This is a genomic window from Labilibaculum manganireducens (assembly GCF_002843385.1).
Taxonomy (GTDB): domain Bacteria; phylum Bacteroidota; class Bacteroidia; order Bacteroidales; family Marinifilaceae; genus Labilibaculum; species Labilibaculum manganireducens.
In genome coordinates this window covers 93,129-118,804 of the sequence record NZ_MVDE01000017.1, presented here as the reverse complement: position 1 = coordinate 118,804, position 25,676 = coordinate 93,129, and the positions used below count along the sequence as shown (strand labels likewise).

Here is a 25,676-nt window from a genome sequence, read left to right as displayed (position 1 = left end):
TTTGTTGTTTTGGACAACAGGTTATGAGATCTCTCGGGATAAGATAACGTACTTTCGTCACGTCCTACTTGATTTACTCTTAGTGGTTACGGTTGACTTTTGGGTTTTCCCAATCCATAGCTCGGTTGCCCACACTATTAAGCCTTATATCAAGTTTCTATACGTTAGAACCATGACTTTGCTGATGGCTTTCTTCAGATTTAGGGTCGCCCCTAACACCCTTGCCAATTGCTAGTTCTTCCTGTCAACTCGGCGAACTCAAGAACGTTTCATCTTGATAGCACGTTACCATGCCCGACATACTAAAAAAAAGGGAAAAGCTTCGCTCTTCCCCTTGTATATACTAACAATGTATTCTTTAATTATTTTCAGGCAATACGAACCAAAGAATAATGTAAACCAACAGACCTGGAAATCCTGCACTAAATATTGAGAGCAGCACATAAGCTACCCGAACAAGACTAATTTCCCATCCTAAATATTCTGCAATACCTGCGCAAACACCTGCAATCATCTTATCCGATGATCGTTTCAATTTCTTACTCATGATCTTTGTTTTACAAATTAATTAGTCATCAAACTCTTCATCATAAAGATCTTCCTGATTCTCTAACTCATCATTATAGAAGGTTTCAGCCTCATCCATCAAATCTTCAATCAGATTTTGATCTTCCGGGGTTTTCTCCAGCCAATAAACAGTTTGGTTAGAATTGAAATCCTCAACATCACATTCGATAATACACTTTGGCGAACGTGTGTGAACGATAAAAAGAGTGTCTGGTAACTCTTGTGAATTGTCTGCTAATAAAAACTTTGGGAGCATAATTTTTGATTTAATTTCGTGATGTAAATATAGGAAGAGATTGAACTCCAAGCAACAAAATAGACTTAACTATTTATTAATTCTGTTTTTTTATTTCCCAAGTAAACTTAATATGAATCAGTTTCCTCATTTTTAGCTTCTTCAAACTCAACTTCCTCCACAAAAAAATCAACATTCATATCGACTTTAACCAAATAATTGTACTCTTCCGTTATAAAATTAAAAGCATAAAAACTTTTTCCGGCTCCTAAATTGTAAAACTTAATCTCATCATCGTAACCAAAAGGATATTTTTCATGAATCAGATGTACAACTTCCTGCTTCATCTTATGAAAGCTTATAATTCTGTTTTTTCTCGTCATAATTGAATATTCATTCAACAAGTTTACTGTGACAGAACTACTAAATGAATAATTTAATGTAAAATAAATCTTATTTTTTTCTTCCGATCTTAAATATGTTGTTTTCTTAAAAAATACAGTTTAAATTACTCCCTCAACAAAAACAAGCGTAACAAACTGATTAAAAGTCCAATTGACAATAAATACTATTCTTCATGCAAACGTTTCTTTTAAATAATAAAGAAGACAAAACAGTCTTTTTTATTATCTCTTTGTTGGAATCCTCAATATATCTTCCTAAACTTGTACCCGATAAACAGATCAAAATATCCAATTTAGCAATGAGTCGATTTCTTCAAAATAACAAAATGTCTTTGTGTATGTGTACAACATGTTGTATGTGTATGGAAAGTATTGTTATGCAAAAAGGAACAGCTTAAATTGACGAATTAGATATCAGAATATTCTCAAGAGCCTTTTTGCAACAGCAAAAAGGCTTTTTTTATTCGACAAAATGATCTCAACAACAGACTTAATCAGTTCAAGAATATATTTTTCGCACAAGGATGAATATAAATTCAAATCATACAACAAACAGAACCAATGCAGCAACATGTTGTTGTATGTGTATGTTATGGAATCCACCCTAGCAGAATTCGTTATGTACCTAAATGAACATTACATATCGAGTCTTTCTGCTGCGCAGAAGGACTTTTTTTATTCTTGTAAGTCGATTAAAATGAAGGAAAAAACATACCGAAGTGTACTAAAAACCATTTCGTGGAGAACGATTGGAACCATTGATACCATCTTAATCTCCTATTTAGTAATTGGAGATTTAAAATGGGCCATGTCGATTGGCGGAGTTGAGTTGTTTACAAAAATGGGACTCTATTTTATCCATGAAAGAACATGGAATAAAATCCAATTAGGAAAAGAAAAAGAACATCCCATTGATTATCACATTTAAAAAGAGCAATCATGTCGAAACAGAAAAAACAATTTTTACCAATAGCCTTAGATATAACGGATAAAAAAATACTAATTATTGGAGGCGATGAAGATGCTTATAAAAAGCTGAAAATATTACAACGAAGCACAAATTTAATCGAGGTAATCGCTCCTCAAATCATTAGCTGGATTAAAAATTCAGGTGTTGTTTATCACGAGAAACAATACAGCAAGGAAGTGCTAAAAGATTATTTCCTAATATACAGTTGTGTTGAAGATCCTGCTTTTGTAAGACAATTAATGCGAGACACAAAAGAAGCCGGGGTATTACTAAATGTGCACGATCAACCAGATTTTTGTGAGTTCGTTTCCCCCGCCATTTACAAACATTCAAACATTAGTGTTGCTGTAAGTTCAAATGGTGAAGATGTTTACGAATCTATTCGCATGAGAAATCAACTGAAAGATTACTTTGAAAATTACCAGCTTCAAAAACAACTAATTGCTAACTAATAGCGGCATAACATTTTCTATAACTGAAAGAACATGGGAAAAGAATTTCAAATCAATCAAGAACAATTATCTCAGCTAAATCAGCTGATTCAAAATTTATCTGCCGAGCAATTGGTTTGGGTAAATGGATACCTATCGGGGATTATTAATGGAAAAAAGAATGCAATTGATGTTTCGGTAATTTCCAGTCAAAAATCTTCCGAAAGTATCACTATTTTATTTGGTACTCATACCGGACACAGCAAGGAAATAGCTATGGATCTTCACGATAGAGTTTTAGCATTGGGCTTCGATGCGAAGATACAAGGCCTCGACTTTTACACGAAAAATGATTTGAAAAAGGAAAAATACCTTTTCCTGATCGTAAGTACACATGGTGAAGGTGAAGCTCCTATTCAGGCTGAAGATTTGTACGAATATGTGCATGGCAAAAGAGCACCAAAACTACCCGATACCAAATATGCGGTACTTGCTTTGGGTGACAAAACCTACAAGAAGTATTGCCAGACAGGAATTGATTTCGATCTAGCTTTCACAAAATTAGGTGCGCAGGCAATTTTGCCGGTTCAAACCAGTGATGTTGCTTACGAAGAAGTCGCCGAACAATGGATCGAAAAAGTGACTGGTGAATTGAAGAGCTTGGTGCCGGAAGTTACTGCTTCAACCCAATCTGCAAGCGCTTCTGTGCCAAAGAAGAAATTTAACCGCGCCAATCCGTACTATGCCGAAGTTTTGGAAAAAGTGAGAATCACAACGACTGATTCTGAAAAAGAAATTTATCATGTTGAAATCTCATTGGAAAATTCGGGCATTGAATATACAGCGGGAGACAGTATTGGTATTTTGCCCAACAATCCTATTGATTTGGTGGACTTGATAATTGACAAGTTGGAAGATGATCCGGAACGAATAGTTACAATTGATGAGAAAGAAATCAGTTTATTTCGGGCCTTACAAAACAAATTGGAAATAACTGTTTTGAACCGTGAAGTGCTTGAAAAGTACAAAACCATAACTCAGAATAAGGATATTGAACTGCTATTGAATAATGAGGATGAGTTGGAAAACTATCTTCACGGAGCTGATGCATATGACTTATTGGAAGATTACCCGGGAGAAATTACCAGCGACCAATTTTTATCTACTCTTCGGGTTTTGTATGCACGCCTCTACTCTATCTCTTCAGGTCCGAGAGCGAATCCTGAGGAAGTTCACATTACTATTGCTTCGGTAAGATACAATCGTAAGAAACGCGACAGAAACGGTGCTTGTTCCAGTTACATCACCGACGAAGTTAATGTAGGTGATCATTTGCCCATTTACATTGATAAAAATGAGTCGTTCCGTTTGCCGGATGATGAAAACAAACCACTGATTATGGTTGGCGCAGGAACCGGTGTGGCTCCTTACCGAAGCTTTTTGCAGGAGCGGGAACAAAATAAGGCAAAAGGAAAAAGCTGGTTATTCTTTGGAAATCAACGGTTCAAAAAAGACTTTTTATATCAACTTGAGTGGCAGAAATTCCTTAAAAAAGGAATACTTCAAAAATTAGATGTTGCCTTTTCAAGAGATCAGGAAGAAAAAGCTTACGTGCAGCACCGACTGAAGGAAAATGGGAAAGAAGTATTTCAATGGCTCGAAAACGGTGCTCATTTTTACATCTGTGGAGACAAAAAATACATGGCCAAAGATGTTCAGACAAGCTTACTGGAAATCATTCAGAACGAAGGTGGAATAACTTCTGAAAAAGCTGAAGAATATCTAAAAAAGCTGAAAAAAGAAAAGCGATTGTTGCTTGATGTTTACTAAACAGAGACCTGACAGAGTTTGAAAAACCTGTCTGCGTCTTAACCAACCAAACGCTGACAGCGTCGTACGACTCTGTCAGGTTTTAATTCAAAAAACCTATGTCAGATAATATCAACTGGGCAGAATTGTCCGAAGTCGAAAAAATAAAAACCGAAAGCAACTATTTGCGCGGAACACTGGAGGCAAGTCTTGCCGATCCAATTACAGGAGCCATTGCTCTTGATGACAGACAAGTCTCTAAATTTCATGGTATTTACCAGCAATTCGACCGTGATAATGAACGGGAAAGAAAGAAAACCAAACTGGAACCGGATTACTCCTTTTTAATTCGGGTGAGAGTTCCTGGCGGTGTTGTAAATGCAAAGCAATGGCTGCAAATCGATCAAATATCAGATAAATATGCCAACGGAACCATCAAATTAACTACCCGACAGGCATTTCAGTTTCATGGTGTTTTAAAAGGAAACCTAAAGCCAAGTATCCAATCCATAAACAAGGCATTACTCGATACCATTGCAGCCTGTGGTGATGTGAACCGAAATGTTATGGCCAGTCCTCATCCGTATGCATCGGAAGTTTTCGATCAGGTACAGAAATTAGCTGGCAAGGTGAGCGATCATTTAACGCCCAGAACTCCTGCCTATTACGAAATCTGGCTCGACCAAAAGAAAGTGGCAGAAGGAAGTGCCGGCGAAGTAGAACCTTTATACGGACCGGTTTATCTGCCACGAAAGTTCAAAATTGGATTTACCACTCCTCCTTTTAACGATACAGATATTTTCACTCAGGATTTGGGATTTATTGCCATAGAAAACAATGGTGTTCTGGAAGGATTCAACATTGTTGTCGGCGGTGGAATGGGAACAACTTTTGGCGATGCGGAAACCTATCCCCGATTGGGAAATGTTCTGGGTTTTACCTCGGTAGAGAACACTGTGGATGTTGCTGAGAAAGTAGTGCTCTTACAAAAGGAGCTGGGAAATAGAAAAGTGAGAAAGAATGCCCGTTTAAAATACACCATCGACAGAATTGGGGTTGATGCATTTAAAGAACTACTGAATGAAAAGCTTGGTTATTCATTAGAGCCTGAAAAAAGCTATGCTTTAGTACGCAACGGCGATAAATTCGGATGGCAAAAAGCCAAAGATGGCCTTTGGTATTTAGGTCTTTTTATTGAAGGCGGAAGAGTGAAGGATGTTGATCATATCAAAATAAAATCGGCATTGCAGGAAATTGCAAAGCTAAACATTTCTGATTTTCGCCTCACAGGAAATCAAAACCTGATTCTAGGCAAGATTGAGGAAGAAAATAAGGCTAAAATCAATCAGATTTTGAAAAAACACCAGCTTTTGCCTCAGGCAATTTCCGGGACAAGAGCCAATTCCATTGCTTGTGTAGCCTTAAACACCTGTAGTCTGGCTTTTGCTGAAGCAGAAAGATATCTTCCTTTCTTAATCGATAAAATTGATGACATCCTTCAGGAATTTGGCTTAACCAAGGATAAAATTGTGATTCGAATGACAGGTTGTGCCAATGGTTGTGGAAGACCTTACGTAGCCGAAATAGGCTTTATCGGAAAAGCTCCTGGAAGGTACAATTTCTATTTGGGTGGCAATTTTAAGGGAACACGCCTGAATAACTTGTATCGCGAAAATGTGGACGAGGTAGAAATACTGAATGAGCTTCGTCCGATTCTTAAAGATTATTCCGAAAACAGAACAAAAGGTGAAGAATTTGGTGATTTTGTGATCCGCAAACAATATGTTGCCGAAATTGTGAATCCAAGAGATTTTAAGCATTAAACATAGGAAAGTCGATAGGTCTTGAAAGGTCGAAAGACTAGAAACCCATGAAGGGGATTTAGGGGTGAGAAAAGTAAAACTACATTACAACAAAATTGGCTCAATATTTCTTTGTGGTCTTTGAGAAGTCCTTTGTGCTCCCTTTGTGGTTAAAAATTTATTTGAATATGAAAAACGGAAAAATATGGATTGTTGGTGCCGGACCCGGTGCTGCCGATCTGCTCACAATAAAAGCTTTACGAAGCATTCAGAATGCAGATGTTATTTTATACGATGCATTAATTACCGATGAAGTGCGGGCTCTGTTTCCCAATAAAGCGATTCTTATTGATGTAGGGAAGCGATCAGGCGATGGTAAAAATCCGATAAGCAGACAAGAATATATTCATGATCAGATGCTGATGTATTACTTGCTGGGCAGTGAGGTAGTGAGATTGAAATCGGGCGACCCAATGGTTTATGGCAGAGGAGTTGAGGAAATTCGTTTCCTGCTGGAAGCGGGTTTAGAGTTTGAACTGATTCCGGGAATCAGCGCTGCTATGGCCGCCTCCAGTGAATTTTGGATTCCCCTTACTGAAAGAGGGAAATCATCGGGCATCCATTTTCATTCTGCCGTAAAAGTTGGTGGTGAAAAAAGTGCTTTAAACGAAATTATAAGGGAAATTGAAAATAACGATACCGTTGTTATTTACATGGGCTTGGAACATTTAAAAGACATGGCTGATGAGCTTCATAAAAAATTATCGAAGGAAACCAATATCAATGTAGTATCGAAGGTTAGCTATACAGACAGTGATGTGATAAGCGGGAACACAAAGTTTTTCAGCCAAATAAAAAACAGCGAATTGCCGGCTTCACCAGCAGTAATTGTATTGGGAAATCACACTCAAATTCCTGAAAACCGAAAAGTCAGTTTAAGAGGCAAAGTGGCCGTTTCGAGTAGAATTAGAAACTTTATCAGACAACCATTTTTAAACCTGTTTTAAAAATTCAGATGAATATACAGAGCAGAACAAATAGATTCTGTGCAACACTCCATTCAATTTACTCGTCTTTTCTTCAAAATATAAAAAGCAGACTTTCTTATGAATTTCTGCTTTTTTTATTTAAGCTGTAACTTAATTCGAGTTCACGGCGTCCTATATACTGATTAACATTTTCACTTAAAACACAATACCTATGAAAAAATTTATCCAAAAGGCCTCCTTTCTAATTGTAGGTCTTACTTTCCTGTTTACAGGAAATACAAATGCTCAATTTTGGGGCGAAAAAGGGAACGGCAATGTTCAGACTCAAGATCGTGAAATTGGATCATTCTCTGCAATTTCGGCAAGTAGTGGATTGAACGTATATGTGATTCAGGGCGACAAAGAATCTTTACGTGTTGAAGCTGACGAAAACCTTATGGAATACATTATTACCCGTGTAAAAGGAAACGAACTGATTCTTAAAGTAGATGGTAATATCCGCAGGGCAACTAAAATGGATATTTACCTTACTCTGGTAAATGTTACCGAAATACACGTTTCAAGCGGTGCCGATTTCGAAACCAGAAACATGATAAACGCAGAAAAATTAGATATTTCGGTAAGCAGTGGTGCCGATGCCAAAATGGAATTAAATGCTAAAGAATTAAGCTGCAGTGTTAGCTCTGGTGCCGATGCTACACTAAGAGGAAAAGCTGATTTCTTTGCTGGTAAAGCAAGCAGTGGCAGCGACCTTAAGGCGAAAGAATTAATCGCAAAAGTTTGTAAGGCAAAAGCATCAAGTGGTGGTGATGTAAGCGTTTATGCAGAAGAAGAAATTGAGGCCAGTGCAAGTTCCGGTGGTGATGTTAACTACTATGGAAATCCTGCAAAAATAAACGTAAGTGACTCAAGCGGTGGAGATGTTAATCGTCGTTAGAGCAACAAAGAGGCATTTTCTATTCGGGAATGCCTCTTTCAATTCTCACCCCTTTTTTCTCTGTGATACTTTGTGTACTCTGTAGTCAAAATTTATTTTTATTTTTTTCTACAACAGAGAACACTAAGGAACACTGAGGGATTGTGCAATTTTAATTTAAACTTATCAGAGAGGAAACACCAGATTGAGATAGGAAATCGTTTTTTTTCTCTGTGATACTCCGTGTACTCTGCGGTCGAAATTTCTTCCTGTTTTTTTTCCAAACTACCATCTTTTCTACCACAGAGAGCACTGAGGGACACAGAGGTTTATGAATTATTTCTTCTTTTTCTTCTCCTCAACCTGTTTCAGATAATCACCCAGGCCTTCGAACGGCATGTAGGTTTTCGGAACGCCCAATTTTGCAGAAGGATCGTTTGCTGCTAAATCGACTTTACCCAAACACTTTGGACAGCTTACTGTTTTATGATTGGTAATCTCCAATATATTAACAATAATTTCGCTCTTGCAATGCGGACATTCTATAATTACTTCCTGATCGTTAAATTCCATAATTTCTCTTTTTTCTGATTTTATAAAAGTATTGGAAAAATATGAAATTCTTCCTCTGTTTCTCCTTCGTAAAGAAAAAATCTCAAATAACTGATAATTAATCCAAGTTTTAGTATCTAAAAAAAGCCTCACTGTCAGTGGGCTTTAAAATCTTTCCAATTATATAGATTTTTTAACAGCAACAACATTCATCTGATGATGAATTGACTTCATGATCAATCGCTCTTTGTACTAGTTGATTTAATGAGATTCCGTTTTTTAAAGCTGTCCTAAATGCTTTTTTGTGTAATTCCGGATTTAAACGAATATTAAAAGATCCTTTAAAAGATTTCTCAGCAGGGATACCAGCAACTTCACAGTCTGCTATATGTAAATCTACAACTTCAATAAACGACTCCCGTAATTCATCCACACTTCGACCTTCGAAAGTCACTAAATCATCAATACCTTCGATTTTTCCAAAAAGAACATTGTCTTCATCGGAAAAATTAATTGTCCCAATAAATCCTTTGTACTCAATAATATTTTTCATTTCTTTTAGTTTAAGGAAACAAGGTTTTAAGCTCTTTTGAAACATAAGACATGATATAACCTTTAATAATTTTTCCGGGATGTGGCTTGTGTAACTTTATAGAATGCCCAAGAGCTTCATTCTTAAATAATACACGAGAACCATTCCCCTCAATCTGATTGTAACCATACCCTTCTAATAGAGTTTTCATTTCATCCCAAGTGAAGTCTTTTGGCTTTTGGTAAAAACGACTTCTTAATTTTTCTATCTTACTCATTTAATGAAAAATAAAAATGGGGTTATATATTAAGTTTCAATCCTTTGAAATCAACTTACAACTTTATCTACGATGCAACTACAAATTAGTTGCATTTATTTGAAATAAAAAACATTTTCGATAAAAAATATATCCTATTCCTTATTATTTAGATAAAATCTATTCTTAAAATAAGGATATAACAACAAATTAATGTCCAAACTTAAAAAACTGCTCCGAAGAATAAACAAACACCAAATAAATTCAACACATAACAATTACTGCTCACATTCTTTCATTGATAATTGAATTCTTTTTCGGGCAACATCAACCTCGGTTACTTTCACGTTTACGTGCTGATGCAATTGAACCACATCAGCCGGATTTGACACAAACCGGTTTGCCAGCTGCGAGATATGAACCAAACCATCCTGTTTCACGCCCACATCAACAAAAGCGCCAAAATTGGTGATATTGGTTACAATTCCCGGCAACTCCATGCCCACTTCCAACTGCTCTACCTTATAAATTCCTTCTTTAAACTGGAACACCTTAATAATGGTTCGCGGATCGCGGCCCGGCTTTTCCAATTCCTCCATGATATCTTTCAGGGTAGGCAATCCGACCTCGTCGCTAGCATATTTATTCAAGTCGATTTGCTTTCGCAATTCCTGATCGGCAATTAAATCGGCCACCGAACACTTTAAATCCTTCGCCATTTGTTTTACAATGCCATACGATTCGGGATGCACGGCAGAATTATCCAAAGGATTATCAGAATTGGGAATACGAAGGAAACCTGCACATTGCTCGAATGCTTTTGCACCCATTCGTTTCACTTTGGATATCTCTTTTCGGGTATTGAAAGCTCCGTTTTCGACACGGTAATCAACAATATTTTGAGCCAATTGCGGACCTAAACCCGACACGTAGTTGAGCAAATGCTTACTGGCCGTGTTCAAATTAACACCCACCTTGTTTACACAGGATTCTACCACCTGATCGAGGCTTTGCTGCAATAAATTCTGATCTACATCGTGCTGGTACTGGCCAACACCGATCGATTTGGCTTCAATTTTCACCAACTCGGCCAAAGGATCCATTAACCGGCGGCCAATGGAAACTGCACCACGCACGGTAACATCATATTCGGGAAACTCTTCGCGGGCTACTTTCGATGCCGAGTAAATAGAAGCTCCGGCCTCGCTCACTACAAAAACCTGCACTTTTCGATCGTAATGAAGATTGGTTACAAAACGTTCTGTTTCCCTGCTGGCAGTTCCGTTACCAATAGCAATGGCCTGAATATTATAAGTCTCGACCATGTTGGTCAGCTTTTTAGCCGCCATACTTCCGTGATTTTGCGGCGGATGCGGATAAATAGTTTCGTTGTGCAGCAAATTTCCCTGCGCATCCAAACAAACCACTTTACATCCACTTCGGTAACCCGGATCTAAAGCCAAAACACGTTTTTGTCCCAGTGGAGATGATAGAAGCAACTGTCTTAGATTCTCAGAAAACACCCGAATGGCTTCTTTATCGGCAGCTTCTTTCGAAGCATTTGCAAATTCTGTTTCCAATGATGATCCCAACAATCTTTTGTAGGCATCTTTTACTGCAAGTTCTACCTGCTGGGAAGCTGCAGTATTTCCTTTCACAAAAAGCCGGTTCAACCGATCCAATACTTCCTCCTCATCGGGAGCAATACTCACACGCAAAACGCCTTCAGCCTCGCCTCTTCGCAAAGCCAGTATTCTATGCGAAGCTACCCGCTTTAAAGGCTCTTCCGACTCAAAATAATCTTTGAATTTCTCTCCTTCTTCTTCTTTTCCTTTCACAACCTTGGAGCGAATTACCGCCTGACGCTGAAATATACTTCGCACCGAATTTCTGGCCACTTCATTTTCGTTTACCCACTCGGCAATAATATCCCGTGCCCCCTGCAAAGCTTCATCGGTATTTGGCACTTCATCCGTCAAAAACTGCGATGCTCTGCTTTCCACATCACGTTCTTCCTGCTTCATTAAGATTTTTGCCAAGGGTTCCAGTCCCTTTTCCCTGGCCTTTACCGCCTTGGTTTTCCTCTTTTGCTTGTAGGGCAGGTACAAATCTTCCAACTTATTTAGCTCACCACAATCCATAATGCGCTGCTTCAACTCATCGGTGAGCTTATCCTGTTTCTCAATGGAATCAAGAATACTTTCGCGACGTTTATCCAGCTCGGTTAAACGGGCAATTTCGTCTTTTATATTGCCAATCTGCACTTCATCCAAACTACCCGTCATCTCTTTTCTATAACGGGAAATAAATGGCAAAGTGGCACCTTCGCTCAATAGTTGTAAGGTATTTTCAACCTGAAAAGCCTGCAACTGCAAGCTTTTCTTTATATGATCTATGTATTTTTTCATCTATTTTAGATATGAGATATTAGACCTGAGATTTAAGACCACTCCTGCCTATTAACTATTATTTCTTAGGTATCTTTTGCTTTCGTTCCCCGAACGCTCTACACAATCTTCTAACGAGAGTCCGTTAAAATAATTACCGGTAAGATAAACTCCTGCTTGTTCCGCCAATTTTTGAATTTCCTGAATTCGCTCTTTATGTCCCAAATCCAAAACCGGCAACCTGTGATTTGCCACAATTGTCTCACCCAAATCTGATGCATCCACCCCCAGTATTTTAGCCATTAAAGCTTCCTGCTCTTCTTTCACAATACTATTCTCCTCGAAATGGAAAGCAAATCCTCTTGATTCTTTGTGCTCCATTACATCTCTTGTCACCATCGAAAGACAAGACCCTTGCAAGGGAATAATAAAAGAAACCGGATCGAAAGACAATTTTTCCTTTGGCAGGACAACGGTTCTCGATAAAATATTTTTGGTAGTATATTCTTTCAGCTTAGCAGCCAAATCGGAATTAATCTCAGCAAGTAAACCTCCGGCAACCGATGGAGTTACAGCAAAAGTAATATCTTTTGCGTTGAACTCTTCTCCTGATTCTGTTGTAACACTTACTTCATTCTTTTTTTGAACCGAAACCACTTTTTGCCCTGTAAGCAAAGTAATATTTTCTGTTTCGGCCAAAGCATTCATAAAACTCTGCATTCCCTTTTTCAGGATAAAGCTTTTAGGATGCTCTTTACTTTTTGTTTTCCTTCGTTTCAGGAAAAATTCTGCAGAAAAGTCATCAGCATTCTGAACAATTACTGCACTAAACATGCGGTTAAAAACCTTGTCGTAATTCTTTTTACCAACAATGTTCCCGAAATATTCCTTCACCGTTTTGCCATCTCGTTTCGAGAAAAATAATTTTGGCACTGATGTTAACAATTCCCATTTACTTACCCCCGACATGATTTTCTCGTGCCGGTCGGTAAAAACCTTCATTCCCACCTTGGCTCTAGGCTCAATACTTGATTCCAAACCTGAAGACTGAATCAACGCAATCAGGTTTGTATAGGAAGCATAAAAAGTATGTGCTCCCATTTCCACCCAAAAATCATTTTCATCGTGGTAGTAAGTATTTAAACAACCGCCAATTCTATTATCACCTTCTAATACAAGAACTTGTTTTCCTTTTTTGGCAACTTGACAGGCGAGGCTTAATCCGCTGATTCCGGCGCCTACAACAATCATGTCGTATACTTTAGAATGGTTCATGATTTGGGTTCGTTTACGTTTATTTCTTTTTGAAATTCTTTTTCTTGAAAAATTTCTTCTTCCCGCCTCCACTATATGACTTTGGATTGTACTCAGGAGCTTCTCCTAATTCTTCGGGCACAGGAATTTTATAAACTGAGGATTCAATCAAATCTTCAATCTTTTTAAAATCGTTTTGATCTTTGGGCGTAATTAATGTAATTGCAACACCTTCGGTTTCAGCTCTCGCTGTCCGGCCAACTCTATGCACATAATCTTCCGCGTCATGAGGCACATCAAAATTAATCACCAAGTCGATTGAATCGATATCGATTCCCCGGGCAATTATATCTGTGGCCACCAAAATCTGATACTTTCTGTTTTTGAAATCACGAAGAACATCTTCCCGCTCCTTTTGCTCCAAATCAGATTGAATCCCTGCGGCTTTAAACTTATGCCTTATTAGATCTTTGGTAATTGCTTTTACATTCAACTTTGTTGCAGAAAAAATAATAATACTCTTAATATCCTTGTCTCTTAACAAATGATTTATCAAAGGTATTTTTTGCTCAGGATAAATCATGTACGCCGCTTGCAAAACTCCTTCAGCCGGTTTCGAAATGGCAATATTGATGCTCTCAGGATTATTCATCATAGTATTCGCTAATTCGCGAATTTTTGGTGGCATGGTAGCCGAAAACATTAAATTCTGACGCTCTTTTGGCAAATGACCAATGATTTGCATTAAATCGTCAAAGAATCCCATATCGAGCATTCTATCCGCCTCATCTAAAATTAAATGCTTTAATTTAGATGTATTTACATAGCCCAGACTCAAATGCGAAATCATTCGGCCGGGAGTAGCAATTACAATGTCAGCGCCTTCCATTAATCCTTTTTTCTGCTGATCCCAAACTGAAGAGTCTCCACCTCCATAAACCGAAAGCGATGTAATCGATACGAAATAGCCAAAACCTTCCATTTGCTGATCGATTTGCATCGCCAGTTCACGCGTCGGCACTAAAATTAAAGTGCTAAAACCATCAATTTTATTCTTTTGTATTTTATCCATTATTGGCAGCAAATAGGCTGCTGTTTTTCCGGTACCTGTCTGTGCACAACAAATTAAATCCTTATTGTTGATGATTTGCGGTATAGCAAGTTCCTGAACAGGAGAAGGAGTTTCGAACCCCATGGCTGCAAGCCCGTCCATTAATTCAGGTGTAAAGTTAAATTCAGAAAACTTCAATTTTTTTTCGATTTACTTATTGATTACTGGGTTTTCAAATTTGAAAACCAACTAAATATCAAGCGACAGGGAAGATACAAAAAACTGATAATTCTGTTACCAATTCCTCTGTGAAAATATTTATACTACTCTACATATAAAACCAGTCCTTTTAGGTATTCTCCCTCTGGATGGTATATATTTACAGGATGATCTGCAGGTTGTGTTAACTGATGAAGAATCCGTACTGTTCTTCCGGCACTCGCAGCCGCAGCAAAAATGGCTTTTCGAAAATCCTCCTTACTTACCGCCTGCGAACAGGAAAAAGTAAATAGGATTCCGCCACTCCTTATTTGTTCGAAACCTATTGTATTTAAGCGTTTGTATCCTTTTAAAGCATTCGCGAGCACATTTTTGTGTTTGGCAAAAGCGGGTGGATCCAATACAATCAAATCATATTTTCCTGCTGATCGATCCAAATATTTGAATGCATCCTCCGAAAATGCCTCATGACGGGAATCTCCCGGAAAATTTAATTCAACATTTTCTTTTGTAATCTCAATAGCCCGTGCTGAACTGTCTACAGAATGCACCAAGTCTGCACCTCCACGCATTGCATAAAAGGAGAACCCTCCGGTATAGCAAAACATATTCAGCACCGATCGTCCCTTCGAGTATTGCTCCAAAAGGCTTCTGTTCTCGCGCTGATCGATAAAGAATCCTGTTTTTTGTCCTTTTAACCAATCAACATTGAATTTTAATCCATTCTCTAAAGCAACAAACGAATCTGTATTTCCATACAAATATTCATTTTTTGGTTCAATACCTGATTTAAAAGGAATTGTTCCTTCCGACTTATCGTAAACAGCTTTTAAATCATCACCCAAAACGGCTAATAATGCTTTCGCAATTTCTTCGCGATGCAAATACATCCCAACCGAATGACATTGAATCACAGCAGTTCCTGCATAAAAATCGATGATTAATCCAGATAATCCATCTCCCTCACCATGCACCAAACGACAAACATTATTATCTGCAGTTCCATACAAACCAATTGCTTTTCTCATTTTGCAGGCCGATTCGAATTTCCCCACCCAAAAATCAAGATTGATCTCTACCTTTTCGAAGGAAATAATTCTTACCACAATCGATCCAATGGCTATATGCCCGATCCCTAAAAACTCTTCTTTTGCCGAATAAACAGCAACCAAATCTCCTTCTTCAAGCCCTTCGTCCACTCTGCTTACCGCTCCCGAAAAAATCCAGGGATGAAATCGTTTAATAGAATGTTCTTTCCCTTGCTTAAGGATAACTTTTGGATAATTTATCATTTTGGAAATTTCTTTTCTTTTTGAACAGAGAGGAATCTAATCGGAAAAATAATTTTCCCCGCCGATTCTCTCTTTAAAAATAATAATTCAAACTTTTATAATTCAGGACAGATACTAAAGAAGAATTCTCTTAATTAAAGCTTTGTTTACTATGCTATTGAAGCCTTTAATTTTTCGAATATTTTAAGGGATACCCAAGCATCGGTAGCTGCATATTTTAATTGTCCGAAACTTAGCTCTTCAGCTTCCCAGTTGGAAACCTGCTGGCGCTTCGAGATTCTGAAATTAAGAACAATAGCTGACAGCTTTTTCAGAGAATAACTTTCAATCCCAAATTTTGAGACATATTCCTGCAACTCAAGAAAACCGTTGGCATCAAAATCATTCAATTTTTGCAATCCCCGAATATCATCTTTTATAGCGGCTCCAACTTTCATGATTTTTGGATCAGCAAGAAGATCAAGCAATTGCTCAGGCAATCCTATTTTATTTATCCTGAAAAGGAAAGTCTTGGAATTAGCAGCCAACTGCAGCAAAGCTACATCATTGACTCTTCCTTTTTTAAATGACGGTCGCGTTTCTGTATCGAATCCCAAAATTGGAAATTTTTTCAAATACTGAACAGCATTATCCAATTCCATGTCTTGATCGACCAGAACAATTTCACCATCAAAGCCCTGCAATGGCAATTCGTTTACTTCTTCCTTTGTAATTGATTTTTGAAATGGTAACATCTATTACTCTTTTTCTAAGGAAAACATGAATTTATTTTCCCATCTATTGATCCTCTTCTCCCCATTCTCTTTTCCTCTGCGAAAAGATTGAGTTACTTAAGTCGATATTATCTAATTTGGAGCGATCAGAATCTTCAATCTCCTCATCAAGATTTTCGTTTTTTGCCACCAAATTATGAATTGACCGCAATGAATTTACTAAATTCTGTCCCCAATGTTGATAGAAACTATTATTTAGATCCCACAATGCCTCATTCATCACATCCATTGTGCCAATTCTGTAGGAGGTAAGAAAATCTTTTACATCCTGATAAATATCGGCAAAATTTTCTGATATAGAAGCAACAACTGGTGTTTCACTATATTCCATATCTTCTTCGAACACTTCAAGATACTGATCGTGAGCTCCCATTTTTGACTGAACCGAAGAATGAATAAATTCCCAATCGGACTCAGAAACAAATTTTTCAATCTCTTCCTCTAAGTCTGTTTCATTTTTAGGCAGCAAACATGCCTTTAGGTAAAGCAAAGGCAATAACTTCTGAGCTGTTTCAATAAATTCAATCTTTGATATCTTAGCACAGTTTTCCAACAGCAAACAAAACTCATTGGCAACTGCTACAAACTCGATAACATTTTTTGAATAAACAATATGGTCAAACTGATCTTTCATCTTCTATCTAATACTATAAGCATGCAAAAATAACAAGATTTTACGAATATTTGGCAGAATAGTAATATACTACTGCTTATAAAAGAATAAAAACAAGAGTTAAAAGGAGATATAACGAACACGATTGCCATCTAAGGACTCAAGCTCATCATTGTCTTTCAAAAAACGAATCACCTCCAAAACAGATTCTTCTGAGTATTTCGACACTTTAATAATCTCATCAACACATAAAGTTTCCTTGCCCAATGTGGCGCAAATTTCATTATAAATCTTAGCAAACTCGTCCTTGCTTAAGTCATGTCCTTCCGCCTCTTTGCAAATGTCACACTGCCCGCATTCAGGAGCATATTTTTGTCCGAAATACTCCAACAAATATTTCGACCGACAAATGGTTGTTGTTTCAGCGTAATTAATTACTGCATTAATTTTCTGAGATAAATTTTCCTTTCGATCCTGATAAACTTCTTTCGTAAACTTTATAAAATTGAGCGGTAATCGTTCCTGTGTATAAATAATAAACGGTGTCTTTTTTCTTGGAATGTATTGAATCACCTTATATTTCGATAATTCTTTTAAATAAGAAATAATCAACTCCTTGGAAGTTTTTATCCGTTTTGCCAGTAAATCAATATTAACAGGAACAAAATCGGTAAATAAACCGGTAAAAGACCGAAGAAGAACTTTTATAAACGCATCAAAATCTTTATTGGCCACCTGAAATTTATACAAATCATCTCTTTCAATTCGAAAATGTATTCTCGATTCGTGTTCCAAATCATCTGTAAGCTCTAAATATCCAGCTCTTTGCAAAACCTTTAAACTGTTAAAAGCCTGAAGCACATTAAATTTAAAATTATGGCAAAACAAAGCTAAATCGAAATCGAAAACAGCATCCTTTCCAGCCCCCTCGGCAACCTGCAAAAAGTTCCCCACCGATTGATACACTCTTTTAATCGTCTCTTTTTCAGGAAACGAAGTAGAAATCCGTTTCAACAATTGCACTCTGTCCGGCTTCGAATACAACAATACAGCAAAGGCTTTTTTCCCATCGCGACCGGCACGACCCGCCTCCTGAAAATAAGCTTCCAACGAATCGGGCAAATCCATATGAACTACGGTTCGTACATCGGCTTTATCAATACCCATTCCGAAAGCATTGGTCGCAACCATAACCTGAAAAATGCCTCTTTTCCATCTGTCCTGACGGAGATCCTTCACCTCATTTGATAAGCCGGCGTGATAATATTCCGCCCTAATATTGTTTGTTTTTAAAAACTCAGCTAATTCCTTACACCTTTTTCTGCTTCGAACATATACAACCGAACTCCCCCTCTGCTTGCTGAATATTTTAAGCAGATATCTCTTTTTATCCTCAACCTCCCTAACCAGGTAAATTAAATTCTTACGTTCAAAACTCTTTCGAAAAACGTTCTTCTCCTTAAATCCCAGTTTATCCTGAATATCATTAACTACATCAGGGGTTGCCGTGGCTGTTAAAGCCAAAACCGACACTTCGGGAAGCAACTCCCGCAAATGTGTGATTTTTAAGTAAGCAGGCCGAAAATCATAACCCCATTGCGATATACAATGCGATTCATCAACTGCAATCAGACAAACATTCATCTGTCTTAATTTTATTTGAAATAAATCTGAACCTATCCGCTCAGGCGAGATATACAGAAATTTAATATTTCCGAATAAACATTTATCCAGAATAATTTCAATTTCTTTATGTGTCAATCCTGAATACAGAAGTTCAGCCTTAATGCCTTTGTCTTTTAGGTTTTGTACCTGATCTTTCATTAGAGCTACCAGAGGAGAAACAACAAGGCATATCCCTTCCATTGCCAATGCCGGAATCTGAAAAGTTAATGACTTCCCTCCTCCTGTTGGCATTAAACCAAGCGTATCCTTCCCATCTGCAACAGATTTAATAATCTCATCCTGCAAAGGTCGGAAACCTACATAACCCCAATATTTTTTTAGAATCCCGTTAAAACGATCCATTGAACTGAATTACAAGTAATTTGATTAAAAAAACATGATTTTGAAAGATAAATAACAAATTAAAAATAGTAACTTTTGAAATGAATCAACTAATTAACACTTTTTAGAATTCAGAACAATCTCTGTTCCACTATTTTTTTGTAATTTCGCATGCAATTTAAATCTAAAATTATTGCATAATGTCATTTGTTTCTGATAAAATTATTTCTGACGGCCTGACTTTTGATGATGTACTTTTAGTTCCTGCATACTCGGAAGTATTACCTAGAGATGTAAATCTAAAAACCCGTTTCACCCGTAACATTACTCTGAACACTCCAATTGTATCAGCGGCAATGGATACTGTAACCGAATCGGCTTTAGCCATCTCTATTGCCCGTGAAGGTGGAATTGGCGTTATCCACAAAAATATGAGTATTAAATCTCAGGCCAAACAGGTTATGACTGTGAAGAGAGCAGAAAATGGGATGATTTATGATCCTATTACTATTGCTTCCTACAAAACAGTTAAAGATGCATTGGCATTAATGAAAGAATTTAAAATTGGCGGCATTCCTGTTGTTGAATCAGACAAATCATTAAAAGGTATTGTAACCAATCGTGATCTTCGTTTCGAGTTGGATATGGATCGACCTATTTCTGAAATAATGACCAAAGAAAATCTGGTGACGACTTCGGTTTCAACCGACCTCGAAAAAGCAGCAGCAATTCTTCAGGCCTATAAAATTGAGAAATTACCAGTAATTGATTCCGACAATAAATTAATCGGTCTGGTTACTTATAAAGATATCACCAAGGCAAAAGACAAACCTTTGGCATGTAAAGATGAAAAAGGGAGACTAAGAGTGGCCGCTGCTGTAGGTGTTTCCGGCGATACTCTCGACAGAATTGAAGCATTGGTGCATGCAAATGCCGATGCAATTATTATCGATACAGCTCACGGACACACAAAAGGTGTAGCCGATCTGCTTAAAATTGCAAAGAAAAGATTTCCCGACATGCAGTTTGTTGTTGGAAACATTGCAACTCCTGAAGCCGCTTTATTTTTAGTTGAAGCAGGTGCTGATGCTGTAAAAGTTGGGATTGGCCCTGGTTCTATTTGTACTACACGCGTAATTGCAGGTGTTGGTGTGCCTCAGCTTACCGCGATTTATGAAATTGCCAAAGCCCTTGAAGGAACAGGTGTTCCTGTAATTGCAGATGGTGGTTTACGTTACTCCGGTGATATTGTAAAAGCAATTGCTGCCGGTGCAGATTCAATTATGGCAGGTTCTTTATTTGCAGGTGTTGAAGAATCACCGGGAGAAACGATCATTTACAATGGTCGTAAATTTAAATCGTACCGGGGTATGGGATCCATTGAAGCCATGCAGCAAGGATCAAAAGACCGTTACTTTCAGGATGCTGAAGATGATATCAAAAAATTAGTTCCTGAAGGAATTGTAGCCCGTGTGCCTTACAAAGGAACCCTTTATGAAGTTATCTATCAATTGGTAGGCGGACTAAGGGCAGGAATGGGTTATTGTGGTGCTCCTAATATCGAAGCACTTCACAATGCTAAATTCGTGAAAATAACAGCTTCGGGAATGGCAGAAAGTCATCCTCATGATGTTGCAATTACCCGCGAAGCTCCAAATTACAGCAGATAGTCATATCTGATATTTCATGATAGCCTGCCGCGTGCAGGTTATCATTTTTTTTGCGGTTCAATGATCACATTAAATCTGCTAAATGAAGAGAGTATTCTTTTATCTATCAATAATGCTGTGTTGCCAAATGGCAAGCTTTGGACAATCACATCCAGCAGATACTCTTTTTACAATAAACAACACCCCTTTCTCTTCTCAGGAGTTTAAAGACCTATATCAGGCAAACCATCAGTTGTCTATAGAAGAAGCTCTGAATCTTTACATCCTGTTTCAAGTTAAATTAACCGAGGCAAAAAAGTTAAGAATTGATACACTTCCCGAAGTAAAACACGAATTACAAATCAGCAGAGACATTGCCCTTAATTCGTTTCTTTACCCTACAGTTATAACAGAAGAAAAAATTCAGGAAGCTTTCAACCGGATCCAATATTTTCTTAAAGCGAGACATATTTTAGTAAAAATCAGCAAACGGGCTAACGATACACTTGCAGCTTATCAGAAAGCACAGGAGGTTTATCAGGATCTGCTGCAAGGAAAATCATTTGAAAAAACAGCACGAAAAAATTCGGATGATCAATCTGTAAAAGAAAACAATGGAGAATTAGGTTATTTTACAGCATTTGACATGGAATACCGGTTCGAATCTACTGCTTACAAATTGAAGGTGGGCGAATTTTCAAAACCCGTAAGAACGCAGTTTGGATACCATATAATTCAAATTCTGGAAAAAATACCAAATCCTGGGAAAGTAAAAATCAGACACATACTACTCGAGTATCAACCTGAAAATGAATCGGAAATAAAACAAAAAATTGATTCGCTTTATACAAGACTTATGGAAGGTGCTGATTTCGCACAATTAGCAAAATATTCCGAAGATAAAAGATCAGCTCCATCAGGTGGAATTCTTCCTTGGTTCGGATTATTTGAAACACACCCGAAAATTGAAGAAACAGCATTTCAATTAAAAGAAATTGGAGAAATATCGAAACCCGTTAAAACCAATTTCGGATATCATATTTTACAATTAACCGATAAAAAAAACTACTCTTCATTAGACGATTGCAGAGCAGAAATTCAATACCTGATTGCATCAGATAGTCGTTCAAAACTAAGTACTGAAGAATTGATTGCTAAAATCAAAAAAGACTACCAATTTAAAGAAAACAGAGTGCTTCTTTCTAATTTTTATTCCATTTTAGATTATGCCTATGCTGATTTATGGGAGCCACTTTTCACAATAGCCGGGAAGGAATATACTCAGGAAGATTTTGCAAATTATCTTAGCCAGCAGGCATCTAAAGATATTTATGAAAATTTTATAGAATACATCAACCGAATTTACGATAATTTCTCAAACAATAGTATCTTAGCCTTTTACAAAAATCAGTTACTTGAGAGCAATACCGATCTCATAAATCTGATTCAAAATTATGAAAACAGAGTGTTGGTTTTGGGCATTACAAAACAAAAAGTTTGGTTGCCGGCAAAACAAAATAATAAAGGTTTGATGGAATTCTATCAAAACCAAATAAATAGGTACAACAACAATGTTGATTTTGAAAGTATAAAACAAGAGGTCGCTTCTGATTACAAAATGTATTTAAAAGAAGTTTGGGAAGATCAATTGCGAAATAATTACAAAATTGAAATCTCACAATCAACATTAAACAAAATTGTTCAACTACAAAATGACTAAACATTCCTTACTGTTACTACTTTTTGTAATTCTTTATTCATGCAATTCGAATAAAAGTGAAAACGATAAGCCAGTTGCAAAAGTAAACGACAACATTCTTTATTTAAGTACTGTTAAAGAGGTAATTCCAAATGGCATCAGCAAGGATGACAGCCTTCTTATTGCCCAAAACTACACACATCAGTGGATTAAAAAACAACTCATCATATCAAAAGCAGAACTCAATCTGTCTGAGGAAGATAAAGATGTTAGTAAAATGGTTGAAGACTACAGATCGTCACTAATAATTCACAAATATCAACAACAATTAATAGAACAGAAAATTGACACCCTGATTAGTCAATTCGAAATCGAAAATTATTATAGAAGTTATTCAGCTAATTTCATTTTAAACCGAAACATTCTTAAAGCATTATATATAAAAATACCTATTCCGGTTCCTAATCTTTCAAAAATTCAAAAACTTTACAAATCGGAAAAAGAAGACGATTGGGCTGAATTAGAGGACTACTGTTTTCAGAATGCAACAAAATTTGATAATTTTAGCGATCGTTGGATTTATGCTCAGGAACTTTTGAATAAACTTCCAGGTAATATAAATGATGAAGTTAAATTTCTGAAACACACAAAATACTATGAAACAAGTGATTCAACACATCATTACTTTGTGAAAATTCAGGAATTTGAACTAAAAGACAATCTTGCTCCTTTGCCTTTTGTTAAGGAAGACATTAAAAAAATATTATTAAACAAACGTAAAATTCAGTTTATTAAAAATTTGGAAGAAAACATTTACAGAGATGCTGAATCCAAAAACAAATTCAAAATTTATTAATCCATAAAATATGCATAACATTTTCAAGAAGTTCAATACTCTTTTAGCCTTGATTTTAATTGGCGTTTTTTCTGCCAATGCTCAAGATAATGTGGTAGATAAGGTAATTGCTGTTGTTGGGAATCAAGTGGTTCTAAAATCGGATGTAGAAAACAGATTTTTAAGCATGCAGGCTCAGGGATATACTTCAGGGAGTGTTGATTTAAAGACTGAAATATTTGAAGATCTTTTGATTCAACAACTGATGATTGCTCAGGCGCAAATTGATAGTATCGAGGTAACAGACCAGGAAGTTGAAGATCAGTTGGAGCGCAAGATGGAAATGTATATTCAACGCATTGGATCGAAAGAAAAACTGGAACAATATTTCAACAAAAGTATTGTTGATATGAAAAACGATCTTCGTGATGACACCCGCGACGAACGTATCAAAGAAAAAATGCAGGCTGAAATCACAAAAGACATACATATTACTCCTGCCGAAGTTCGGGAATTTTACAATTCTATTCCTCAGGATAGTTTGCCCACTATTCCAGGAGAACTTCAAATTCAGCAACTTGTAAAATACCCTCAGATTTCGGATAATGAAAAAGACAGAATCAGAACCAAGTTAAGAGGATATAGGGAAAGAGTGCTAAACGGCGATAGCTTTGCAACACTTGCAGTTCTTTATTCAGAAGATCCGGGAAGTGCACAAAAAGGTGGAGAACTTGGTTATACACCCAGATCTTCATTAGTTCCGGAATTTGCAAATGTGGCTTTTAACTTAAAAACAGATAAAGTTTCGAAAATTGTTGAGACTGAATATGGATTTCATATTATTCAACTAATTGACAGAAAAGGAGAACGTATTAATGTTCGTCATATTCTTCTAAAACCTCAAATTGAAGAGGAAAAAAGAACCGCAGCTATCAATAAGCTGGATAGTATTGCCAATTTAATTCGTGAGGACAAAATGGATTTTGATGAGGCGGCCTTTTATTTTTCAGATGATAAAGACACCAGAAATAACGGGGGATTACTCGTAAATCCTTATACCGGAGCCTCTAAATTCGAAAGAGACAATTTACCTCCGGCTGTATCTAAAACTGTAAACGATCTTAAAATAAATGAAATATCTTCAGCTTTTCTGGATGTTACAGGCGGCAAGGAAGCTTATAAGGTGATTAAAATAAAATCGGAAACAAAAGCGCATAAAGCAAATCTATCTGACGATTGGAGCATATTTGAAAACATGCTGACCGGCCAGAAGCAACAAAAAATCCTGAACAAATGGATTTCTGAAAAACAAGAAAAGACCTATGTTCATGTTGATGACACCTATAAAAATGCTAAATTCCGATTCAAAGGCTGGATAAAGTAAATAAAATACCGATACAATTCTCAGACACAGCCTAAGCTGTGTCTGATTTATTAACGGCAATAATCAAGAAGGAATCCTATGAATTTTAAAACTGAAGTTGAAGCTGCAAATGCCCTGCAAGCAGATTACCAAAAATTAACTGCTGAAATCAGGAAAAAAATATATGGACAGGATGATATTATCAAAAAAGTATTAATCTCCATTTTCAGTAATGGGCACTGCTTACTTGTTGGTGTTCCCGGCCTAGCTAAAACACTTCTAGTAAATACAATAGCTCAGGTTCTTGATTTAAAATACCAGCGAATTCAGTTTACTCCCGACTTAATGCCTTCGGATATCATTGGAACTGAAATATTGAACAATGAAAGAAAATTCAACTTTATTCAAGGTCCGTTGTTTGCAAACATTCTTCTTGCTGATGAAATAAACCGGACTCCTCCAAAGACTCAGTCGGCACTTTTAGAAGCAATGCAGGAACAAATGGTTACTGTAAACGGTAAAACTTATCCAATTAAAAAACCATTTTTTGTCCTCGCTACGCAGAATCCAATAGAACAGGAAGGAACCTATCCCCTTCCTGAAGCACAGTTGGATCGGTTCATGTTTAGCATATATCTGGACTATCCAAAAATTGAAGACGAGTTGGCAATTGTTGAGAACACAACTTCCGGCAAAGAAATTGCTCTTGATAAAATAATGTCGGCAGAACAAATACTATACTATCAGAAATTAATTCAGAAAGTCCCGATTAATAGAAACGTATTGGAATATGCTGTTAATTTAGCTGCTAAAACAAGACCAAACACAGAGCATTCCCACAGAATGGCCAACGAATACATTAATTGGGGAGCAGGCCCCAGAGCATCACAATATCTAGTGGTTGGCGCAAAAACCAACGCTTTGCTGTCTGGAAAATATTCACCGGATATTGAAGACGTGAAAGAGGTTGCAGTATCTATTCTTCGACATAGAATCATGAAGAATTACAAAGCTGAGGCTGAAGGAATCAGTATTGAAAATATCATACAAGAACTATTAAAGTAAAAAAGA

24 protein-coding genes are annotated in these 25,676 nt (G+C 36.9%); 11 read left to right on the top strand and 13 right to left on the bottom strand.

Features of this window, described 5'->3' with window-relative positions; all coding sequences use genetic code 11:
• Window positions 1-358 precede the first annotated feature (358 nt).
• The 3 genes from BZG01_RS12455 to BZG01_RS12445 all read right to left on the bottom strand — a co-directional run bounded on the left by BZG01_RS12455 (window position 359) and on the right by BZG01_RS12445 (window position 1,149).
• Window positions 359-547, bottom strand: coding sequence for a PspC domain-containing protein (locus BZG01_RS12455; protein WP_101310165.1), 189 nt, complete (start codon window positions 545-547; stop codon window positions 359-361).
• Between the two features lie 21 nt (window positions 548-568).
• The gene (locus tag BZG01_RS12450; protein WP_101310164.1) at window positions 569-823 is read right to left on the bottom strand and encodes a hypothetical protein; all 255 of its coding nucleotides are present in this window, start codon (window positions 821-823) and stop codon (window positions 569-571) included.
• A gap of 107 nt (window positions 824-930) precedes the next feature.
• Window positions 931-1,149, bottom strand: coding sequence for a hypothetical protein (locus tag BZG01_RS12445; protein ID WP_143470902.1), 219 nt, complete (start codon window positions 1,147-1,149; stop codon window positions 931-933).
• 754 nt (window positions 1,150-1,903) lie between these two features.
• On the opposite strand from BZG01_RS12445, the gene BZG01_RS12440 reads away from it, so the two are divergent.
• The 6 genes from BZG01_RS12440 to BZG01_RS12415 all read left to right on the top strand — a co-directional run bounded on the left by BZG01_RS12440 (window position 1,904) and on the right by BZG01_RS12415 (window position 8,144).
• The gene (locus BZG01_RS12440; protein WP_101310171.1) at window positions 1,904-2,134 is read left to right on the top strand and encodes a DUF2061 domain-containing protein; all 231 of its coding nucleotides are present in this window, start codon (window positions 1,904-1,906) and stop codon (window positions 2,132-2,134) included.
• A gap of 11 nt (window positions 2,135-2,145) precedes the next feature.
• The gene (locus BZG01_RS12435; protein ID WP_101310162.1) at window positions 2,146-2,628 is read left to right on the top strand and encodes a precorrin-2 dehydrogenase/sirohydrochlorin ferrochelatase family protein; all 483 of its coding nucleotides are present in this window, start codon (window positions 2,146-2,148) and stop codon (window positions 2,626-2,628) included.
• 33 nt (window positions 2,629-2,661) lie between these two features.
• Window positions 2,662-4,437 carry an assimilatory sulfite reductase (NADPH) flavoprotein subunit gene (locus BZG01_RS12430; RefSeq protein ID WP_101310161.1) on the top strand — a complete coding sequence of 592 codons (1,776 nt, stop codon included), beginning with the start codon at window positions 2,662-2,664 and terminating at the stop codon, window positions 4,435-4,437.
• A gap of 98 nt (window positions 4,438-4,535) precedes the next feature.
• Entirely contained in the window at window positions 4,536-6,239 is a 1,704-nt protein-coding gene (locus BZG01_RS12425; RefSeq protein WP_101310160.1) for an NADPH-dependent assimilatory sulfite reductase hemoprotein subunit, read from the top strand.
• 167 nt (window positions 6,240-6,406) lie between these two features.
• Window positions 6,407-7,225 (top strand): uroporphyrinogen-III C-methyltransferase, encoded by an 819-nt coding sequence (cobA, locus tag BZG01_RS12420; RefSeq protein ID WP_101310159.1) that lies wholly within the window; start codon window positions 6,407-6,409, stop codon window positions 7,223-7,225.
• 193 nt (window positions 7,226-7,418) lie between these two features.
• Complete coding sequence (locus BZG01_RS12415; protein WP_101310158.1) at window positions 7,419-8,144, top strand: head GIN domain-containing protein; 726 nt, start codon at window positions 7,419-7,421, stop codon at window positions 8,142-8,144.
• A 315-nt stretch (window positions 8,145-8,459) separates the two neighbouring features.
• On the opposite strand, the gene BZG01_RS21410 is transcribed toward BZG01_RS12415, so the two are convergent.
• The 10 genes from BZG01_RS21410 to BZG01_RS12365 all read right to left on the bottom strand — a co-directional run bounded on the left by BZG01_RS21410 (window position 8,460) and on the right by BZG01_RS12365 (window position 19,080).
• Window positions 8,460-8,696, bottom strand: coding sequence for an MJ0042-type zinc finger domain-containing protein (locus BZG01_RS21410; protein WP_143470901.1), 237 nt, complete (start codon window positions 8,694-8,696; stop codon window positions 8,460-8,462).
• Window positions 8,697-8,868: 172 nt separating this feature from the next.
• The gene (locus tag BZG01_RS12405; RefSeq protein WP_101310156.1) at window positions 8,869-9,228 is read right to left on the bottom strand and encodes a type II toxin-antitoxin system HicB family antitoxin; all 360 of its coding nucleotides are present in this window, start codon (window positions 9,226-9,228) and stop codon (window positions 8,869-8,871) included.
• 10 nt (window positions 9,229-9,238) lie between these two features.
• Window positions 9,239-9,484, bottom strand: coding sequence for a type II toxin-antitoxin system HicA family toxin (locus tag BZG01_RS12400; protein ID WP_101310155.1), 246 nt, complete (start codon window positions 9,482-9,484; stop codon window positions 9,239-9,241).
• A 257-nt stretch (window positions 9,485-9,741) separates the two neighbouring features.
• Window positions 9,742-11,871 carry a Tex family protein gene (locus BZG01_RS12395; RefSeq protein ID WP_101310154.1) on the bottom strand — a complete coding sequence of 710 codons (2,130 nt, stop codon included), beginning with the start codon at window positions 11,869-11,871 and terminating at the stop codon, window positions 9,742-9,744.
• Window positions 11,872-11,922: 51 nt separating this feature from the next.
• Window positions 11,923-13,125 carry a protoporphyrinogen/coproporphyrinogen oxidase gene (locus BZG01_RS12390; RefSeq protein ID WP_101310153.1) on the bottom strand — a complete coding sequence of 401 codons (1,203 nt, stop codon included), beginning with the start codon at window positions 13,123-13,125 and terminating at the stop codon, window positions 11,923-11,925.
• Window positions 13,126-13,144: 19 nt separating this feature from the next.
• A complete protein-coding gene (locus BZG01_RS12385) occupies window positions 13,145-14,353 on the bottom strand; it encodes a DEAD/DEAH box helicase (protein WP_101310152.1) in 1,209 nt (402 codons plus the stop codon).
• A gap of 125 nt (window positions 14,354-14,478) precedes the next feature.
• Window positions 14,479-15,666, bottom strand: a complete 1,188-nt coding sequence (locus BZG01_RS12380) for a class I SAM-dependent rRNA methyltransferase (RefSeq protein WP_101310151.1) — start codon at window positions 15,664-15,666, stop codon at window positions 14,479-14,481.
• A gap of 149 nt (window positions 15,667-15,815) precedes the next feature.
• A complete protein-coding gene (locus tag BZG01_RS12375; RefSeq protein ID WP_101310150.1) occupies window positions 15,816-16,400 on the bottom strand; it encodes a 3'-5' exonuclease in 585 nt (194 codons plus the stop codon).
• Window positions 16,401-16,443: 43 nt separating this feature from the next.
• Window positions 16,444-17,073 carry a DUF5063 domain-containing protein gene (locus tag BZG01_RS12370; protein WP_101310149.1) on the bottom strand — a complete coding sequence of 210 codons (630 nt, stop codon included), beginning with the start codon at window positions 17,071-17,073 and terminating at the stop codon, window positions 16,444-16,446.
• Between the two features lie 99 nt (window positions 17,074-17,172).
• Window positions 17,173-19,080, bottom strand: coding sequence for a RecQ family ATP-dependent DNA helicase (locus tag BZG01_RS12365; protein WP_101310148.1), 1,908 nt, complete (start codon window positions 19,078-19,080; stop codon window positions 17,173-17,175).
• Window positions 19,081-19,259: 179 nt separating this feature from the next.
• On the opposite strand from BZG01_RS12365, the gene guaB reads away from it, so the two are divergent.
• The 5 genes from guaB (at window position 19,260) to BZG01_RS12340 (ending at window position 25,670) form a co-directional block, all read left to right on the top strand.
• Window positions 19,260-20,729 (top strand): IMP dehydrogenase, encoded by a 1,470-nt coding sequence (gene guaB / locus BZG01_RS12360; protein ID WP_101310147.1) that lies wholly within the window; start codon window positions 19,260-19,262, stop codon window positions 20,727-20,729.
• A gap of 82 nt (window positions 20,730-20,811) precedes the next feature.
• The gene (locus tag BZG01_RS12355) at window positions 20,812-22,428 is read left to right on the top strand and encodes a peptidylprolyl isomerase (RefSeq protein ID WP_101310146.1); all 1,617 of its coding nucleotides are present in this window, start codon (window positions 20,812-20,814) and stop codon (window positions 22,426-22,428) included.
• Window positions 22,421-23,263, top strand: coding sequence for a hypothetical protein (locus tag BZG01_RS12350; protein WP_101310145.1), 843 nt, complete (start codon window positions 22,421-22,423; stop codon window positions 23,261-23,263). Before BZG01_RS12355 ends, BZG01_RS12350 begins: the two co-directional genes overlap by 8 nt.
• Window positions 23,264-23,273: 10 nt before the next feature.
• The gene (locus BZG01_RS12345) at window positions 23,274-24,626 is read left to right on the top strand and encodes a peptidylprolyl isomerase (RefSeq protein WP_101310144.1); all 1,353 of its coding nucleotides are present in this window, start codon (window positions 23,274-23,276) and stop codon (window positions 24,624-24,626) included.
• Window positions 24,627-24,704: 78 nt separating this feature from the next.
• Complete coding sequence (locus BZG01_RS12340; protein WP_101310143.1) at window positions 24,705-25,670, top strand: AAA family ATPase; 966 nt, start codon at window positions 24,705-24,707, stop codon at window positions 25,668-25,670.
• The last annotated feature ends 6 nt before the right edge of the window (window positions 25,671-25,676 follow it).

Coding starts and splice junctions, on each gene's coding strand:
- BZG01_RS12425 (WP_101310160.1), top strand. CDS start 4,536: ATGTCAGATAATATCAACTGGGCAGAATTGTCCGAAGTCGAAAAAATA.
- BZG01_RS12345 (WP_101310144.1), top strand. CDS start 23,274: ATGCATAACATTTTCAAGAAGTTCAATACTCTTTTAGCCTTGATTTTA.
- BZG01_RS12380 (WP_101310151.1), bottom strand. CDS start 15,666: ATGATAAATTATCCAAAAGTTATCCTTAAGCAAGGGAAAGAACATTCT.
- BZG01_RS12370 (WP_101310149.1), bottom strand. CDS start 17,073: ATGAAAGATCAGTTTGACCATATTGTTTATTCAAAAAATGTTATCGAG.
- BZG01_RS12395 (WP_101310154.1), bottom strand. CDS start 11,871: ATGAAAAAATACATAGATCATATAAAGAAAAGCTTGCAGTTGCAGGCT.
- BZG01_RS12350 (WP_101310145.1), top strand. CDS start 22,421: ATGACTAAACATTCCTTACTGTTACTACTTTTTGTAATTCTTTATTCA.
- BZG01_RS12440 (WP_101310171.1), top strand. CDS start 1,904: ATGAAGGAAAAAACATACCGAAGTGTACTAAAAACCATTTCGTGGAGA.
- cobA (WP_101310159.1), top strand. CDS start 6,407: ATGAAAAACGGAAAAATATGGATTGTTGGTGCCGGACCCGGTGCTGCC.
- BZG01_RS12415 (WP_101310158.1), top strand. CDS start 7,419: ATGAAAAAATTTATCCAAAAGGCCTCCTTTCTAATTGTAGGTCTTACT.
- BZG01_RS12390 (WP_101310153.1), bottom strand. CDS start 13,125: ATGAACCATTCTAAAGTATACGACATGATTGTTGTAGGCGCCGGAATC.
- BZG01_RS12355 (WP_101310146.1), top strand. CDS start 20,812: ATGAAGAGAGTATTCTTTTATCTATCAATAATGCTGTGTTGCCAAATG.
- BZG01_RS21410 (WP_143470901.1), bottom strand. CDS start 8,696: ATGGAATTTAACGATCAGGAAGTAATTATAGAATGTCCGCATTGCAAG.
- BZG01_RS12365 (WP_101310148.1), bottom strand. CDS start 19,080: ATGGATCGTTTTAACGGGATTCTAAAAAAATATTGGGGTTATGTAGGT.
- BZG01_RS12375 (WP_101310150.1), bottom strand. CDS start 16,400: ATGTTACCATTTCAAAAATCAATTACAAAGGAAGAAGTAAACGAATTG.
- BZG01_RS12455 (WP_101310165.1), bottom strand. CDS start 547: ATGAGTAAGAAATTGAAACGATCATCGGATAAGATGATTGCAGGTGTT.
- BZG01_RS12340 (WP_101310143.1), top strand. CDS start 24,705: ATGAATTTTAAAACTGAAGTTGAAGCTGCAAATGCCCTGCAAGCAGAT.
- guaB (WP_101310147.1), top strand. CDS start 19,260: ATGTCATTTGTTTCTGATAAAATTATTTCTGACGGCCTGACTTTTGAT.
- BZG01_RS12435 (WP_101310162.1), top strand. CDS start 2,146: ATGTCGAAACAGAAAAAACAATTTTTACCAATAGCCTTAGATATAACG.
- BZG01_RS12450 (WP_101310164.1), bottom strand. CDS start 823: ATGCTCCCAAAGTTTTTATTAGCAGACAATTCACAAGAGTTACCAGAC.
- BZG01_RS12445 (WP_143470902.1), bottom strand. CDS start 1,149: ATGAAGCAGGAAGTTGTACATCTGATTCATGAAAAATATCCTTTTGGT.
- BZG01_RS12430 (WP_101310161.1), top strand. CDS start 2,662: ATGGGAAAAGAATTTCAAATCAATCAAGAACAATTATCTCAGCTAAAT.
- BZG01_RS12405 (WP_101310156.1), bottom strand. CDS start 9,228: ATGAAAAATATTATTGAGTACAAAGGATTTATTGGGACAATTAATTTT.
- BZG01_RS12400 (WP_101310155.1), bottom strand. CDS start 9,484: ATGAGTAAGATAGAAAAATTAAGAAGTCGTTTTTACCAAAAGCCAAAA.